Below are 14,443 nucleotides of genomic sequence, written 5' to 3'. Positions count from 1 at the left end.
AGTTCGGCACAACGGACAAAGAAAAACCCGCCGGATCGCTCCGGCGGGTCTTTTGCTTCCAGGCTTCTACCGAAGATTATTCGGCGTTGCGGTTCTTCAGAGCCGCACCCAGGATGTCGCCGAGCGAAGCGCCCGAGTCGGAAGAACCGAACTGAGCGACGGCTTCCTTCTCTTCTGCGATTTCCAGAGCCTTGATGGACAGCATGATCTTGCGGTCCTTCTTGGAGAAGTTGGTGACGCGAGCGTCGACAACCTGACCAACCGAGAAACGCTCCGGACGCTGTTCGTCACGGTCACGCGACAGATCGGCGCGGCGGATGAACGAGGTGATGTCTTCGTGGTTGACGAGCTTCACTTCGATGCCGCCTTCGTTGACTGCGATGACTTCGCAGGAAACGACTGCATTCTTGCGCAGGTCGCCGGAAGCTGCTGCCTCGCCGACTGCATCCTTGCCGAGCTGCTTGATGCCGAGCGAGATGCGTTCCTTCTCGACGTCAACGTCGAGAACGACAGCCTTGACGACGTCACCCTTGTTGAACTCCTCGATGACCTGTTCGCCCGGACGGTTCCAGTCGAGGTCGGAGAGGTGCACCATGCCGTCCACATCGCCGTCGAGGCCGATGAACAGGCCGAATTCGGTCTTGTTCTTGACTTCGCCTTCGACTTCGGTGCCAGCCGGATGGTTGCGGGCGAATGCTGCCCACGGGTTTTCGAGCGTCTGCTTCAGGCCGAGCGAGATACGACGCTTGGTCGGATCGACTTCGAGAACGACAACTTCGACTTCCTGGCTCGTGGACAGGATCTTGCCGGGGTGAACGTTCTTCTTGGTCCAGGACATTTCCGAGATGTGGATCAGGCCTTCGATGCCCGGCTCCAGTTCGACGAACGCACCGTAGTCGGTGATGTTCGTGACGGTACCGGAAATCTTCTTGCCTTCCGGATACTTGGCCTGGATGCCATCCCACGGATCGCTCTCGAGCTGCTTCATGCCGAGCGAGATACGGTGGGTTTCCTGGTTGATGCGGATGATCTGTACCTTGACCTGCTGGCCGATGGACAGGATTTCCGACGGATGGTTCACACGGCGCCATGCCATGTCGGTGACGTGCAGCAGGCCGTCGATGCCGCCGAGGTCAACGAACGCACCGTAATCGGTGATGTTCTTGACGACGCCGTCAACAACCTGGCCTTCTTCGAGGTTCTGAACGATTTCAGAACGCTGCTCGGCACGGGACTCTTCCAGAACCGTACGGCGCGAAACGACGATGTTGCCGCGGCGCTTGTCCATCTTGAGGATTTCGAAGGGCTGCGGGTTGTGCATCAGCGGGGTCACGTCGCGGATCGGACGGATGTCGACCTGCGAACGCGGCAGGAAGGCGATAGCGCCGTCGAGATCGACGGTGAAGCCGCCCTTGACCTGGTTGAAGATGACGCCTTCGACGCGTTCGCCAGCTTCGAACTTGGCTTCGAGCTTGATCCAGCTTTCTTCGCGGCGAGCCTTTTCGCGCGAGAGAACGGCTTCGCCAAGCGCGTTTTCGATACGCTCGACGTAGACTTCGACTTCATCGCCAACCTTGAGCGTGCCATCCTTGGCGCGCGCGCCGAATTCCTTCAGCGCGATGCGGCCTTCGACCTTGAGGCCGACGTCCACAACGGCGACATCCTTTTCGATGGCGGTGATGATGCCCTTAGTGACATAGCCCTCAGCCAGGTCGTTCTTGGCAAAGGATTCTTCGAGAAGGGCTGCGAAATCTTCGCGAGAGGGGGAAGTTACAGACATAAAATCTCCTGGCGTGTCCTTATTATGCAACTTGGATTGTGCAATTTGGACACTGGTGCGCCGGTGGTTCGCGTTAAACGGGCCTGACCCCAGTCCGCCTTCCTTTGATGGAAAGCTATCCGGCGCTTGGACGGAATGTCAGGCTATTTCGAAATCGACGGTTTCCGGCGCGAGGCGCGCGAAAGCCGCTCATATTTTCAGGCATTTCGGCTCAGAGCGGCATCGACGATCGATTTCGCCTTCTGAAACGCCGCTTCTATACTCATTTCTGAGGTATCTAGCAAGTACGCGTCTTCAGCTGGTTTCAAGGGGCTGTCGGTGCGGCCCATGTCGCGCTCGTCGCGCCGCTTCACATCCTCGGAGATAGCATCGTAATCGGCGTTGCCGCCGGCTTCGACAATCTCCTCGTAGCGCCGCTTTGCCCGGACTGCGGCCGACGCCGTCACATAGAACTTCACCGGCGCTTCCGGGCAGACGACGGTGCCGATGTCGCGGCCGTCGAGCACGGCGCCCGGCTTCTTCCCAGCAAAGCGGCGCTGCGCTTCGACAAGCGCCCGGCGCACGGCTGGCATGACGGCGATCTTCGATGCGGCCTCACCAATCTCGTGCAGGGACAGCACGGCCCGGTCGAGCCCGGCCAGATCGACCTTGCGCGCCATGCCTTCGGCAACGGCTTCGTCGTCGAGCGGCAGCCCGGCATCGAGGAGGGCCTTGGCGGTGGCGCGATAAGTGAGGCCGGTGTCGAGGTGATGATAACCATAAGTCTCGGCGATCCGGCGCGCCAGGGTTCCCTTGCCGGCAGCCGCAGGCCCGTCGATGGCGATGATCATGTCTTGTCCGTCCCTACACCGTATCTCGTTATTTGCTGTAGCGACGCACCAGATCGGCCATCTCGGCGGCTTCTGTTCGATCGACTGCCCCGAGGCCCTCGGCCACGCCCTGTCGGTCAGCCAGCGGCCGGTTCTGGCTCACCTTCCATTTGCCGTCAATCGTCTCGATGTCGATTTCGATGCCGATGATGCCTTTCATCTGGGCTGCGATGAATTCCGGCGGCGCATCCTCCACCGTCCAGGGCTGTTGACGGTCGCTCTCGTTCTCGCCTGTCAGCGCGCCGATCTGCGCGCGCAGCCAGGCGGGGTCCTCGATCGTCCGCGCGGCTCCACGCACCTGCACGATCGCATAGTTCCAGGTCGGCACCACCTTGCCGGTCTCCCGCTTCGTCGCATACCAGGACGGCGTGATGTAGGTATCGGCGCCCTGGAAGACGACGAGGACGGGTGCGCTCGCCGCAATCTCCTTCCACTGGCCGTTTGCCCTCGCAATATGGGCTTGCAGCGTCCCCTTGGACGAAAGCTCCGTATTCAGATGAAACGGCACGGCATTGGCGATCAGTCCGCCGCCGCCCGCCGTGATCAGCAATCCCAGCGGATGGGCGCGGATCAGTTGATGTTGCGTGCCGAGATCGTCTTCGCGATGATGTGGAGGCTGATACATGGCTTCGGTCCGTTTGCTGCGCCATTCTCGGAAACCTCGTGCACAAGGCTTCGAACGGCCATCCGCGCGGTCTAACAGCCCTTGGCTTCGATCGTCGCGTTCAATCTTGTCATCATAGCAAAAAATCGGGAAAACATCGTGGCTATGTCGTTCAGGCAGGGGTCTGTCGCGGCCGGCTGCAATGCTCTTGCGCCGGGGGTTCGAGGGTTCGCACCGGCTCGCTGGTACAGGCCCGCTAGCCCCTCATCGCGCAATGCACGAAAACCGCGTGCAAAGCGGCATGAAGTTTAGCTTTGACAGAAACGGCCGCAACGATTAAGGGGACCGGCTGATATTTCCCTTAAAACGCCGGCTTCCCCGGCATTGCCGAATTTTCCTTCGGCCATTCATGAGGCTTTGACAGTGGCGAAAGCGGAACTTGGAACAAAACGTACCGACCCGGATACCGGCAAGAAGTTCTATGACCTGAACCGGGATCCGGTGATCTCGCCCTATACCGGCAAGTCCTGGCCCTTGTCCTTCTTCGAGGAAACCTCCGCAGCGAAGGAAGTTCCGGAAGAAGAGGAAGTGGCCGAAGTCGATACCGAAAACACGGAAGTCGAACTGGTATCGCTCGAGGATGCCGACGAGGCTGCAGCCGGCGACGATATCCCGGATATCGGCGACGACGATGTCGAAATCGGCGACGATGACGACGACACCTTCCTCGAAGCCGACGAAGATGAAGATGACGACGACATGAGCGACATCATCGGCGTCACCGGCGACGACGACGACGTTTGATCAGACGACAATCGGCCCGGTAACTAAGAAAAATTTCCCGGGCCGAATTTTTCGGCTTGCTATCTGCAAAAACCAGAAGTAATAAGCCGCCACCCCGACGGGCAAAGCGCTCGGAAGGGACCCAGGGCCGGTCAAACGGCACCACCTTGATGGGGCTATAGCTCAGCTGGGAGAGCGCTTGCATGGCATGCAAGAGGTCAGCGGTTCGATCCCGCTTAGCTCCACCAGCCTTCGCTCTGCGAGCTTCGGCTCGGCAAGCCGGCAGGCTTGATGAACCGAAGGCGAGAAGACGGCGAAGGCTGTCGCGCTGAAGTTACGAAGTAACGAAAGCGGACTTTCTCCAGATCTCTCAGCAGTTTGATTTGAAAACTCGGTTTGGGTCGTTGGCAATAGCGCATTGGTTGTGCTCCTGCTGCTGTACGCTATCATGCTGTGCATGAAGTACGTCTACATCCTTCAAAGCCGCGATTTTCCTGATCGTCACTATGTCGGCGTAACCGGAGATCTGAAAGCTCGTCTGGCAAAGCACAACGCCAGAGAGGTGTCCCATACTTCGAAATACGCGCCGTGGTCGATCAAAACCTACATCGCCTTCTCAGATGAGACGCAGGCGTTCGAATTCGAAAAATACCTTAAATCCGGATCAGGACGTGCCTTTGCGAAGAAGAGATTGTAATTGCGCCGTGCCTCTCGGCGGGTTGCTTCGAATCGACTCCACAACATTCCGCATCCCCCCAACTTCATGCTAGCTTCCGATCTTCCGTAACTCACCCCGATTCGCGCCATGACCAGACAGCGCCGCCGTCGCCTCATTAAGACCCGCCGTACGGTGACGGGGTTGGTGCTTGTTGCCTCGATCGCATTTCTGGCCGGCATGACCGATGCTGTCGGCCTGATGCTGACGGGTAATTTCGTGTCCTTCATGACCGGCAATACGACGCGGGCGGCGATTGCGGTCGGAACGGGGGATTTCGGTCATGCGCTGGTGCTGTTTTCCGCCATTCTGACATTCATAGCCGGCAATGCGCTTGGCATCGTCATCGCGCATGCGGCCGATCGGCGGGCTTTCGTCGTGCTTGCCTGCGTCAGCATCCTTCTGGCCTCGGCCGCCGGCTTTGCAGAGCCGGCGCTGGTTCTGGTGCAGTTCTTTCTCGTGGTGCTCGCCATGGGCTTGGTCAATGCCACGGTCGAACATATTGAAGGCCTGCCGATCGGGCTGACCTATGTCACGGGTGCGCTCTCGCGATTCGGCCGCGGCATCGGCCGCTTCCTGCTGGGCGAGCGGAATTTTGCCTGGACGGTGCAGATCGTGCCCTGGAGCGGCATGATATCAGGCGCCGTCATCGGCGCGCTTCTCGCTCGCACCTTTGGGGCACATGCGCTCTGGCTGGTTTCGATGGTCGCGCTTGTCCTGGCGCTATCGACGCTTTTCATCCCCCGCCCGCTGCAACGCCGCTTCAATCAGCGTTTCGTGGCCGCCGCCCCGCTGGAGCGACGGCCGAAATAGCCACATTGCAGCGCACAAAATCTGCTAGGGAGAAGACGAATCGTTTTCTACCGACAAGCGTAAGGATGTGCCGTGTTCGTTTTTTCGAAACTTGTCTGGATTTTCGGTCAGCCGCTGTCGCTGGCATTCCTGCTTGGCCTGCTGGCCTTCGTCGCCGGAGTATTGCGCCGGCGTGCTTCCATGCTTACCGCATCGCTTCTTTCCATCGTCGTCCTGTTCGTCACGCTCTATACGACGGCCGGCGCCTATGTCGTCCAGGGGCTGGAAGATCGTTTTCCGCGGCCTGCAGCCGACCCGGCGGATCTCAAATGCATGATCGTCCTCGGCGGCGCCACCCAGAACGAGGTGACGACGGTGCGCGGCGGCTACGAGCTCGATTCGGCCGGCGATCGCCTCATCGAGGCGCTGCGGCTGGCGCAGAAATATCCGCAGGCGCGTATCGTCATTTCGGGCGGCGACGGCTCGATCGGCGGCACCTATGAGGGCGATGCCGTCATCTCAGAGCGTTTCTTTACCGCGCTCGGCATCTCGACAAGCCGCATGGTCGAGGACAAGACCTCGCGCACCACCTTCGAGAATGCCGTCAATACGAAAGAGCTGCTGGCGCAGAACGGGCTTTCGAATTGCCTGCTCATAACCTCGGGCTTCCACATGCCGCGCTCGATGGGCATTTTCCGCAAGCAGGGCATCGATGTCGTGCCCTGGCCGGTCGATTATCGCAGCACCGGCAGGGAAATGCTCGGCTTCGACTTCACCCAGCCCTCGCGCAATGCGCAGCTCTTGGCGACCGGCCTGCGCGAATGGGTCGGCCTGGTGGGGTACTACACCGTCGGGCGCACCTCGGCGTTTTATCCCGGACCGTAACCACGCGTCCGGACCGTAATAACTGCGTGTCCGCGCCGTATGGCCTATTTCTGGGATATGGTGACGAATTTGGTGCCGCGCACCCTGACGGTGATTTCGCAAAAGGCCTCGCCATCCTTGCGGTCGCAGAAGCGCGGATGCATCTTCATGACCAGCACCATGTTGCCGAAGCGTAGGATGAAGTCGTAGCCATAGATCTTCGCGGTGGCGACGAGCAGATACCCGCCTTCGGCGACCTGGACATAGAAGTTGTAGGGGCAGCCTTCGTCCGTGCAATAAGCCTGCTTTTCGCCCTTGCAGGTGATCTCGCCCTCGTTGATGACGATATCCATCAACTTGTCGTTGTTGATGTCCTGCTGGGTCGCGAACTTGTCGCCGAAACTCACCTGCCCGTCGCAGCTCTTGGTGAAGTGATCCTTCTCGAAAGCGACCGGATCCTGCAGGATCGATTGCTGCGCCTCGGCTACGGCGGGCATGATCACGAGTGCGACGAGGTTGAGGATGACGATCAGCACGGATTTCACGGGGGCTTCCTTTTCCAAGCGCCGTCGCGGCCTTGTGGGTCGCCGCAACCGCTGCGACATCTTTACGCGCGCCTGCTTGCGCGGCCCTTGCGGTCATGATTCACTTCATGAAAATCGCCGCCTGCGCCCCGTTGGAGTTCTCGATGTCGCTTCTCTCGTTTCTGGATTATGCCGGCGTCGCCCTCTTCGCCGCCACGGGCGCGCTTTCGGCCTCGCGCAAGCAGCTCGATCTGATCGGCTTTCTGTTTTTTGCCGCGGTCACCGGCATCGGCGGCGGTACGCTCCGCGATATCATTCTCGGCCGGGTGCCGGTTTTCTGGGTGCTGAACCCGACCTATATCATCATCTGCGCCTTCGTCGGGGTGCTGTTCTTCTTCACCGCCCATCTGTTCGAATCGCGCTATCGCTTGCTGATCTGGCTCGATGCGGTGGGATTGTCAGCCTATTGCGTGATGGGCGCGGCCAAAGGCATGGCCGCGACAGGCTCGCCGACCGTCGCCATCGTTACCGGCGCGCTGACGGCGACGTTCGGCGGCATCCTGCGCGATCTCCTGGCGAATGAACCTTCGGTGCTGCTGCGTCCGGAAATCTATGTAACGGCAGCCATCGTCGGTGCCGGCGTCTTCACGGCCGCCAATGCGACGATGCTGCCGCTCTATATATCGGCAGGGCTGGGCGTGGCGGCGGCCTTCGCGGTGCGTGGCGGCGCGCTCTGGTTCGGCTGGACCTTTCCGACCTATCACCATAGGCCGGGCCGGCATCCTGATGATGTGATGTAACGGGAAATTTTTCGCCGAAGGATCGTCTGGGCGAGGGGTTGCCTCAACGCGGCTTGCGGCGCAGGCGGATGACGACGTCGACATGGGCGATTTCCATGCCTTGAGGCGGTTCCGGCAGGTTGCCGATCGTCAGATTGCTGACCGGGATATCCAGCACCTGGTTGTGGCCTTCCACGAAAAAGTGATGGTGGTCGGAAACGTTGGTGTCGAAATAGGTCTTCGTGCTTTCGACCGCGAGGACGCGGATCAACCCGGCCTCGGTGAACTGATGCAGCGTGTTGTAGACGGTTGCGAGCGAAACCGGAACGCCGGCTGCAACGGCCTCTTCGTGAAGTTCTTCCACGGTCAGATGGCGGTCGCCCTTGGCGAAGAGGAGGTCTCCCAGTGCGATCCGCTGTCGGGTCGGTCTCAGGCCGACATTGCGCAGCCTGGTTTCGATCGCGATTTCGGCATATTCCGCCATTCAGGGACTCCGGATTCCTGATCTCTATAATTCTTTACTAAGCCATATAACTTTTGCCTTGATTGCTTTCAATAGTTTCAATGAGGTGGGAAGGTGCTCAAAAGCCGCAAAAAACCGGCGTTTGACGCATTTGGCTCTGGTAGCGGCTCTGGCGTTCCTGTATGCGACCACCACATAATGGCTAGTGCCTTTGATCGAACAGATGAATGAGAGTCCAATGCTTGTGCTTCATTTTCTGTCCATCTTGCACTAAAGCTTCACATCCATCGGCATTCATGCGGGGGAAACGGAATTTTATGACGACGAGACAATCCAGCTTCAATTACGAGGAAATCCTGGCTTGCGGCCGCGGCGAATTGTTCGGCCCGGGCAACGCACAGCTTCCCCTGCCGCCGATGCTGATGGTCCATCGCATTACTGAAATTTCGGAGACCGGTGGCGCCTTCGACAAGGGCTTTATCCGTGCTGAATACGATGTACGCCCTGACGACTGGTACTTCCCCTGTCATTTTGCCGGCAATCCCATCATGCCGGGCTGCCTCGGCCTGGACGGCATGTGGCAGCTGACCGGCTTCTTCCTCGGCTGGCTCGGCGAGCCCGGCCGCGGCATGGCGCTTTCCACCGGCGAAGTGAAGTTCAAGGGCATGGTTCGTCCGGACACGAAGCTTCTGGAATACGGTATCGACTTCAAGCGTGTCATGCGCGGCCGCCTGGTCCTCGGCACGGCCGATGGCTGGTTGAAGGCCGACGGTGAAACCATCTATCAGGCGGCGGACCTGCGTGTGGGCCTGTCGAAGGACAAGGTCGCCTGAACCGCGGCGCCGCCGCCTCCAAAAAGACAGACGTTTTAGAAAAGGTCATCGATATGAGACGGGTAGTTGTAACGGGTCTGGGTATTGTCTCTTCGATCGGAAATGATGCTCAGGAAGTGACCGCCTCGCTGCGCGAAGCCAAGTCCGGCATTTCTTTCTCTCCCGATTTCGCCGAGCACGGCTTCAAGTGCCAGGTCTGGGGTTCGCCGAAGATCGATACGACCGAGCTGGTGGATCGTCGCGCCATGCGCTTCCTGTCGCAGGGCGGCGCCTGGAACCATGTCGCCATGAAGCAGGCGCTCGCCGATAGCGGCCTCGAGGAAGGTGACGTCACCAACGAGCGCACCGGCATCATCATGGGCTCCGGCGGCCCGTCGACCCGCACGCTGATCGAGGCGGCCGACATCACCCGCAAGAACAACAGCCCGAAGCGCATCGGCCCCTTCGCCGTTCCGAAGTCGATGTCGTCGACCGCGTCGGCAACGCTTGCGACCTGGTTCAAGATCCACGGCGTCAACTACTCCATCTCCTCCGCCTGCTCGACTTCGGCGCACTGCATCGGCAATGCCGCCGAAATGATCCAGTGGGGCAAGCAGGACGTCATGTTCGCCGGCGGCCATGAGGATCTCGACTGGACCATGTCGAACCTCTTCGACGCCATGGGCGCCATGTCGTCCGACTTCAACGAGAATCATCCAGAAACCGCCTCGCGCGCCTATGACGCCAAGCGCGACGGCTTCGTCATCGCCGGCGGTGCAGGCGTGCTGGTTCTGGAAGAACTGGAACATGCCAAGGCCCGCGGCGCCAAGATCTATGCCGAAATCGTCGGTTACGGCGCCACTTCGGACGGCTACGACATGGTAGCGCCGTCGGGCGAGGGTGCGGTGCGGTGCATGCGCCAAGCGCTCGCCACCGTGAAGGGCGATATCGACTACATCAACACCCACGGTACCTCGACGCCGGTGGGCGACAGCAAGGAAATCGGCGCCATTCGCGAAGTCTTTGGCGACAAGATCCCGCCGATCCAGTCGACCAAGTCGCTGACGGGCCATTCGCTCGGCGCAGCCGGCGTGCAGGAATCGATCTATTCGATCCTGATGATGCAGGAGCGCTTCATCGGAGAAAGCGCCCATATCGCCGAACTCGACCCGGAATTCGATGGCGTGCCGATCGTGCGCAAGCGTATCGACAACGCCAAGTTCGATATCGCTCTGTCGAATTCCTTCGGCTTCGGCGGCACCAACGCCACGCTCGTATTCCAGCGCTACAACGGATAAGGCAATGACGGGAATTATGCAGGGTAAGCGCGGCCTCATCATGGGCGTCGCAAACAATCATTCGATTGCCTGGGGTATTTCGAAGGCGCTTGCAGCCGAAGGCGCGGAGCTGGCTTTCACGTTTCAGGGCGAGGCGCTCGGCAAGCGCGTCAAGCCGCTCGCAGCCGAAGTCGGCTCGGATTTCCTGCTGCCTTGCGACGTCGAGGATCTGGCTTCCGTCGATGCCGTCTTCGACGCGATCAAGGAGCGCTGGGGCAAGCTGGATTTCATCGTCCATGCCATCGGCTTCTCCGACAAGAACGAGCTGAAGGGGCTCTATGCCAACACCACGCGGGACAATTTCACCCGCACGATGGTGATTTCCTGCTTCTCCTTCACCGAGATCGCCAAGCGCGCCGCCGAGCTGATGACCGAAGGCGGCAGTATGCTGACGCTGACCTATAACGGCTCGACGCGCGTGATCCCGAACTACAACGTCATGGGCGTCGCCAAGGCGGCGCTAGAGGCGTCTGTCCGCTATCTCGCCGCCGATTACGGCCCGCGCGGCATTCGCGTCAACGCGATTTCCGCCGGCCCGATCCGTACGCTGGCCGGCGCCGGCATTTCCGACGCCCGTGCCATCCTGTCGTGGAACCAGCGCAACGCACCGCTGCGCAAGACCGTGACCATCGATCAGGTCGGCTCCTCTTCGCTCTACCTGCTGTCGGATCTGGCGGCGGGCGTCACCGGCGAAGTTCACTTTGTCGATGCCGGCTACAACATCACCTCGATGCCGACGCTGGATGCGCTGACGACCGCTGACGCGGAGTAAGCATTCTGATCTCAATTGTCCTCTCGGCCCTTGGCCGGGAGGACTGCATCTCCGGACATCCTTCCAGAGGATTCCCGATGACGTCCAACGACGCAAAACCGCTCGCATCTACCGAACGCCTTATCCTGCGCAAATTTGTTGCGGGAGATTTCGAAGCCTACAGCGCTTATCGCTCCCTGCCGGAGATCTATCGCTTCCTGTATCGCGATCCACCGTCGCCAGAGGTGATGAGGGAGCGTTTCGATGCTCGTTTGAATTCCCTGTTCGCGGAAGATGACGATACGCTTCTATGCGCCGCCATTCGGCACGAGGACGGAGCTTTGGTGGGCGATGTCAGCCTGACTTTCACCAACAAGGCCGCCCAGCAGGCCGAGGTCGGCTATATCTTCAATCCCGCCTATGCCGGCAAGGGCTACGCGACCGAGGCAACCGGGGCCATCATCACCCTCGGCTTCGAAAAATTCGGCTTTCATCGGATTTTCGCGCGGCTGGATTCGAAAAATACCGGGTCGGTCGGCGTTGTCGAGCGGCTGGGCCTGCGTCGCGAGGCGCTCCTGATCGAAAGTGATCGCTTCAACGGCATTTGGGGCAATGAATGCGTCTATGCCGTTCTGCGTCGAGAGTGGTCCGAGAAAAGATCTGGTTAAATCGCGATAGTTGCTCGCTGACCGGTTCCGCCGGTGTCGTATCAATATCACGCTACGACCCGTGACGCGCTCGGATCAGACGGGTGCAGGCGCGAATCGATAGTGCCCTGTCCGCTGGTAGGCAAACAGGGTGTCGTCCTCGCTTGTCCCGGCGCCAATGTTCTGGATGACCAGCGGCCGCCCCGGCGCTTCCGTCGATGTTTTCGATGAGACGATGACGATATGGGTGAGATTGCCCGGAAGCATCTGTGTGACGAGGTCGCCGGGGCGATAGCTAGCGAAATCGTCTTCCAGTGACAAGGCCGCTTTCCGCCGAGTGAAATAGGCGGCAAGATTCGGGACGCGGCGGTGGTCGATATTGGGATCAGGCGCCTTCATGCCCCATGCTTTGGGGTAGGCGGTAAAATTGGCCTTCATGTCTTCGTGCAACAGCTTTTGCAGATCGAACCCGAAGGCACGGCGATAGGCACGGATGACGACGTCGGTGCAAACGCCGCGATCTGGAGGCACATCGCCGCCCGGATAAGCTATTCTGACATAGGTGGGGTCATAGCGCGTGGTAACGCCAATTTGCGCTCTCGCTGCCTGTACCAGGGATGACGGCCAGGTTGGAGCAGCCGGGTTGGCTTGGCTCACGGCCGGTAATGCCGAGGTGAAGGCCAAAAGGCCGGTTCGCAGCACCGCACGGCGCGTGACATCCATCATCGGCTCCCCTTCTCGCGATAGCCACGGCACGAACGCTTCTGTTCGAGAGACGAACTTTCCCTCGAATCGAGGCGAATCTATGGGTGATTCACGTATGGGTGGAGCGCCGAAGGCGGCTCTACTTCCTTGGCCCGGAACACCCTGGAAGACGAACTGTCGTCAGAGGCGCCGAATCGGGCGCGTTAACCTCCATTCGATAAGATTTTACGAAAATTTTAGGTTAATTCTATCTTGCCGGGGATGGCCCGTTACGACCGGCCGGAATTCCGATACAAGGCACGCATTCAACAGTATTTCCTGCATTTCCATCGGCGTTCATTGACCATTTACGGGAACCCCAGCCGTGAACACCATAACTGTTGCCAGCCCCAAGCCGCTCGATCCATTGGATGAGACGACATCGCTCGAAACCGCTGCCACCACGAGGGCATTGGGGCCAGATATATTGCGCGCGCTCGCCATTCTGCTCGTCATGCTCGTGCATCTGCCGGTGGAGGCGACGCCGCTGCCTTTGGCCGGGATCAGGCCCTATGGCTGGATCGGCGTCGACATCTTCTTCGTGCTCAGCGGCTATCTCATCGGAAGTCAGCTGATGGCGGAGGCCGCGCGCCGCCGTGCCATCGACTTCAAAGCCTTCTATCTGCGCCGAGCGTTCCGCATATTGCCCGCCTTTCTGCTCGTGCTTGCCTTCTATACGCTCGTCCCGTCTCTGCGCGACGCGCCGACGATGCAGCCGGCTTGGCGGTTCTTTACCTTCACGGTCAATTTCGGGCTCGATCCGCGGTTGGGAGGCACGTTCACCGAGGCCTGGTCGCTGAGCGTCGAGGAGCATTTCTATCTTCTCCTGCCGGTTCTCGTCGTCTTGCTGAGGCGGCGCGCGACGGTGGTCTTCGTCGCCTCTCTGGTCGCGACAATCGTGATTGCCGGCATGGGGCTGCGGTTTGCTCTCTGGCAGAGCCAGGTCGGCCCGGCTGTCGAAATACAGGCCTATAGGGAAGCGCTCGCCACCTATTTCAGGGATGTCTACTATCCGACTTACAATCGGCTGGACGGGCTGACCTTCGGCGTCGTTCTGGCGGCAATCCGGCTGTTCAAGCCATTGCTGTGGGAAAGATACATGCCGCCGTATATCGCGCTCGGCATCGGCAGCATGTCCGTCATCGCAGCGCTCGTGATTTTTTCCATCCGCGGGCCATTTGCCGAAACCAATTTGCCGCTCGTGTTTCAACCTCTTCCAGGCGCGGTTTTCGGCTTTCCGCTCTTCTCGGCGGGCGTAGCCTTCATTCTCGGCGCATTGGTTGATCTGCAGCCCAGGATCGGGCGCTGGCACCTTCCGGCCATATCAGGGATCGCGACGCTCTCCTACAGCCTCTATCTGACCCACAAGGGTGTCTACCATCTCGACCAGATGGTGTTCGGCAAGGACAATCTTCAGGGGCTTTCAGGCTTCGTCATCTACCTCGCCACCTGCTTCATCGTAGCGGCGGCGCTCTGGTTTCTCGTCGAGAGAAACTTCCTGATGCTGCGGGATCATCTGATGTCGCGCTCGCATCGAGTCGGTTAGGCGTTTCCAGGAAGTGCGCAGCGGTTTTCCGTCCGGAATGCGTAAAGAAACAAGATGATAGAGCGTTTTCTCGATTCGAAGAAAAGTGGAAATGCTCTAGATCCAGTCCATCAAAGAAAAGGCGGCCGATTCAGCCTGTGTGAGAAGTCCGGCAAATCAATTAAGGTGGCCGCATTGGAAACGATGCGGCCATTTTCATGGGATACATTTCAGGGACTGATCGGGGTCAGACGTCGCTGTTGCCAGCCCGGATCGAGGATTACGTTGCGGCAGATGCTGCGGTGCGGGTGATCGATGCCTTTGTCGATGGGCTTGATGTTGCGCAGCTCGGATTCAGGCGAGCGGTTGAGGCCTCGACAGGTCGTCCCCCCTACGATCCGCGTGATCTGCTGAAGCTCTACATCTACGGCTATTTCAACGAGGTGCGCTCCTC

17 protein-coding genes and 1 tRNA gene are annotated in these 14,443 nt (G+C 59.7%); 12 read left to right on the top strand and 6 right to left on the bottom strand.

The window, feature by feature from the left end; all coding sequences use genetic code 11:
* Positions 1-76 precede the first annotated feature (76 nt).
* The 3 genes from rpsA to GA0061102_RS25015 all read right to left on the bottom strand — a co-directional run bounded on the left by rpsA (position 77) and on the right by GA0061102_RS25015 (position 3,274).
* Positions 77-1,780: a 30S ribosomal protein S1 gene (rpsA, locus tag GA0061102_RS25025; RefSeq protein WP_092854221.1), complete on the bottom strand. Its 1,704-nt coding sequence runs from the start codon at positions 1,778-1,780 to the stop codon at positions 77-79.
* 197 nt (positions 1,781-1,977) lie between these two features.
* Positions 1,978-2,610, bottom strand: a complete 633-nt coding sequence (gene cmk / locus GA0061102_RS25020; RefSeq protein WP_092854219.1) for a (d)CMP kinase — start codon at positions 2,608-2,610, stop codon at positions 1,978-1,980.
* A gap of 28 nt (positions 2,611-2,638) precedes the next feature.
* Entirely contained in the window at positions 2,639-3,274 is a 636-nt protein-coding gene (locus GA0061102_RS25015; protein ID WP_092854217.1) for an FMN-binding negative transcriptional regulator, read from the bottom strand.
* A 402-nt stretch (positions 3,275-3,676) separates the two neighbouring features.
* Here GA0061102_RS25015 and GA0061102_RS25010 point away from each other — a divergent pair, with 402 nt between their 5' ends.
* From GA0061102_RS25010 to GA0061102_RS24990, 5 genes are all read left to right on the top strand, one after another.
* The gene (locus GA0061102_RS25010; RefSeq protein WP_004127699.1) at positions 3,677-4,057 is read left to right on the top strand and encodes a TIGR02300 family protein; all 381 of its coding nucleotides are present in this window, start codon (positions 3,677-3,679) and stop codon (positions 4,055-4,057) included.
* A gap of 151 nt (positions 4,058-4,208) precedes the next feature.
* Positions 4,209-4,284, top strand: a tRNA-Ala gene (locus GA0061102_RS25005).
* A 209-nt stretch (positions 4,285-4,493) separates the two neighbouring features.
* Positions 4,494-4,733 carry a GIY-YIG nuclease family protein gene (locus GA0061102_RS25000; protein ID WP_092854306.1) on the top strand — a complete coding sequence of 80 codons (240 nt, stop codon included), beginning with the start codon at positions 4,494-4,496 and terminating at the stop codon, positions 4,731-4,733.
* Positions 4,734-4,841: 108 nt separating this feature from the next.
* Positions 4,842-5,564, top strand: a complete 723-nt coding sequence (locus tag GA0061102_RS24995; RefSeq protein ID WP_092854215.1) for a YoaK family protein — start codon at positions 4,842-4,844, stop codon at positions 5,562-5,564.
* A gap of 72 nt (positions 5,565-5,636) precedes the next feature.
* Positions 5,637-6,428: a YdcF family protein gene (locus GA0061102_RS24990; RefSeq protein ID WP_092854214.1), complete on the top strand. Its 792-nt coding sequence runs from the start codon at positions 5,637-5,639 to the stop codon at positions 6,426-6,428.
* Positions 6,429-6,472: 44 nt separating this feature from the next.
* Here the strand turns inward: GA0061102_RS24990 and GA0061102_RS24985 are convergent, their stop codons facing one another.
* Positions 6,473-6,952 carry a hypothetical protein gene (locus GA0061102_RS24985; protein WP_092854212.1) on the bottom strand — a complete coding sequence of 160 codons (480 nt, stop codon included), beginning with the start codon at positions 6,950-6,952 and terminating at the stop codon, positions 6,473-6,475.
* A gap of 143 nt (positions 6,953-7,095) precedes the next feature.
* Between GA0061102_RS24985 and GA0061102_RS24980 the strand changes: the two genes are divergently transcribed.
* On the top strand, positions 7,096-7,731 hold the full coding sequence (locus tag GA0061102_RS24980; RefSeq protein ID WP_092854210.1) for a trimeric intracellular cation channel family protein: 636 nt from the start codon (positions 7,096-7,098) through the stop codon (positions 7,729-7,731).
* Positions 7,732-7,774: 43 nt separating this feature from the next.
* On the opposite strand, the gene irrA is transcribed toward GA0061102_RS24980, so the two are convergent.
* On the bottom strand, positions 7,775-8,194 hold the full coding sequence (gene irrA, locus GA0061102_RS24975; protein ID WP_092854208.1) for an iron response transcriptional regulator IrrA: 420 nt from the start codon (positions 8,192-8,194) through the stop codon (positions 7,775-7,777).
* 296 nt (positions 8,195-8,490) lie between these two features.
* On the opposite strand from irrA, the gene fabA reads away from it, so the two are divergent.
* From fabA to GA0061102_RS24955, 4 genes are all read left to right on the top strand, one after another.
* Positions 8,491-9,006: a 3-hydroxyacyl-[acyl-carrier-protein] dehydratase FabA gene (gene fabA / locus GA0061102_RS24970; RefSeq protein WP_092854206.1), complete on the top strand. Its 516-nt coding sequence runs from the start codon at positions 8,491-8,493 to the stop codon at positions 9,004-9,006.
* Between the two features lie 53 nt (positions 9,007-9,059).
* Positions 9,060-10,283, top strand: coding sequence for a beta-ketoacyl-ACP synthase I (gene fabB, locus GA0061102_RS24965; protein WP_092854204.1), 1,224 nt, complete (start codon positions 9,060-9,062; stop codon positions 10,281-10,283).
* Between the two features lie 4 nt (positions 10,284-10,287).
* Positions 10,288-11,094: an enoyl-ACP reductase FabI gene (fabI, locus tag GA0061102_RS24960; protein WP_092854202.1), complete on the top strand. Its 807-nt coding sequence runs from the start codon at positions 10,288-10,290 to the stop codon at positions 11,092-11,094.
* A 77-nt stretch (positions 11,095-11,171) separates the two neighbouring features.
* The gene (locus GA0061102_RS24955) at positions 11,172-11,741 is read left to right on the top strand and encodes a GNAT family N-acetyltransferase (RefSeq protein WP_092854200.1); all 570 of its coding nucleotides are present in this window, start codon (positions 11,172-11,174) and stop codon (positions 11,739-11,741) included.
* A 75-nt stretch (positions 11,742-11,816) separates the two neighbouring features.
* Here the strand turns inward: GA0061102_RS24955 and GA0061102_RS24950 are convergent, their stop codons facing one another.
* Positions 11,817-12,446 (bottom strand): DUF1287 domain-containing protein, encoded by a 630-nt coding sequence (locus tag GA0061102_RS24950; RefSeq protein WP_245298131.1) that lies wholly within the window; start codon positions 12,444-12,446, stop codon positions 11,817-11,819.
* Between the two features lie 343 nt (positions 12,447-12,789).
* Here GA0061102_RS24950 and GA0061102_RS24945 point away from each other — a divergent pair, with 343 nt between their 5' ends.
* Together GA0061102_RS24945 and GA0061102_RS24940 are read left to right on the top strand one after the other, a co-directional pair.
* A complete protein-coding gene (locus tag GA0061102_RS24945) occupies positions 12,790-14,010 on the top strand; it encodes an acyltransferase family protein (protein ID WP_092854196.1) in 1,221 nt (406 codons plus the stop codon).
* 197 nt (positions 14,011-14,207) lie between these two features.
* Positions 14,208-14,443, top strand: a 236-nt coding sequence (locus tag GA0061102_RS24940; RefSeq protein ID WP_139115051.1) for a transposase, incomplete at its 3' end; no start/stop codon positions are given.

Source organism: Martinezella miluonensis, from assembly GCF_900094545.1.
Classification (GTDB): Bacteria; Pseudomonadota; Alphaproteobacteria; order Rhizobiales; family Rhizobiaceae; genus Rhizobium; species Rhizobium miluonense.
Note: the sequence above shows the minus strand (reverse complement) of the source record. Positions and strands in the feature narration are given on the sequence as shown.

What these genes read in the sequence shown, in the direction of transcription:
- cmk (WP_092854219.1), bottom strand. Translation starts at nt 2,610, where the DNA reads ATGATCATCGCCATCGACGGGCCTGCGGCTGCCGGCAAGGGAACCCTG.
- GA0061102_RS24980 (WP_092854210.1), top strand. Translation starts at nt 7,096, where the DNA reads ATGTCGCTTCTCTCGTTTCTGGATTATGCCGGCGTCGCCCTCTTCGCC.
- fabB (WP_092854204.1), top strand. Translation starts at nt 9,060, where the DNA reads ATGAGACGGGTAGTTGTAACGGGTCTGGGTATTGTCTCTTCGATCGGA.
- GA0061102_RS24955 (WP_092854200.1), top strand. Translation starts at nt 11,172, where the DNA reads ATGACGTCCAACGACGCAAAACCGCTCGCATCTACCGAACGCCTTATC.
- rpsA (WP_092854221.1), bottom strand. Translation starts at nt 1,780, where the DNA reads ATGTCTGTAACTTCCCCCTCTCGCGAAGATTTCGCAGCCCTTCTCGAA.
- GA0061102_RS25015 (WP_092854217.1), bottom strand. Translation starts at nt 3,274, where the DNA reads ATGTATCAGCCTCCACATCATCGCGAAGACGATCTCGGCACGCAACAT.
- GA0061102_RS24995 (WP_092854215.1), top strand. Translation starts at nt 4,842, where the DNA reads ATGACCAGACAGCGCCGCCGTCGCCTCATTAAGACCCGCCGTACGGTG.
- irrA (WP_092854208.1), bottom strand. Translation starts at nt 8,194, where the DNA reads ATGGCGGAATATGCCGAAATCGCGATCGAAACCAGGCTGCGCAATGTC.
- fabI (WP_092854202.1), top strand. Translation starts at nt 10,288, where the DNA reads ATGACGGGAATTATGCAGGGTAAGCGCGGCCTCATCATGGGCGTCGCA.
- GA0061102_RS25000 (WP_092854306.1), top strand. Translation starts at nt 4,494, where the DNA reads ATGAAGTACGTCTACATCCTTCAAAGCCGCGATTTTCCTGATCGTCAC.
- fabA (WP_092854206.1), top strand. Translation starts at nt 8,491, where the DNA reads ATGACGACGAGACAATCCAGCTTCAATTACGAGGAAATCCTGGCTTGC.
- GA0061102_RS24950 (WP_245298131.1), bottom strand. Translation starts at nt 12,446, where the DNA reads ATGATGGATGTCACGCGCCGTGCGGTGCTGCGAACCGGCCTTTTGGCC.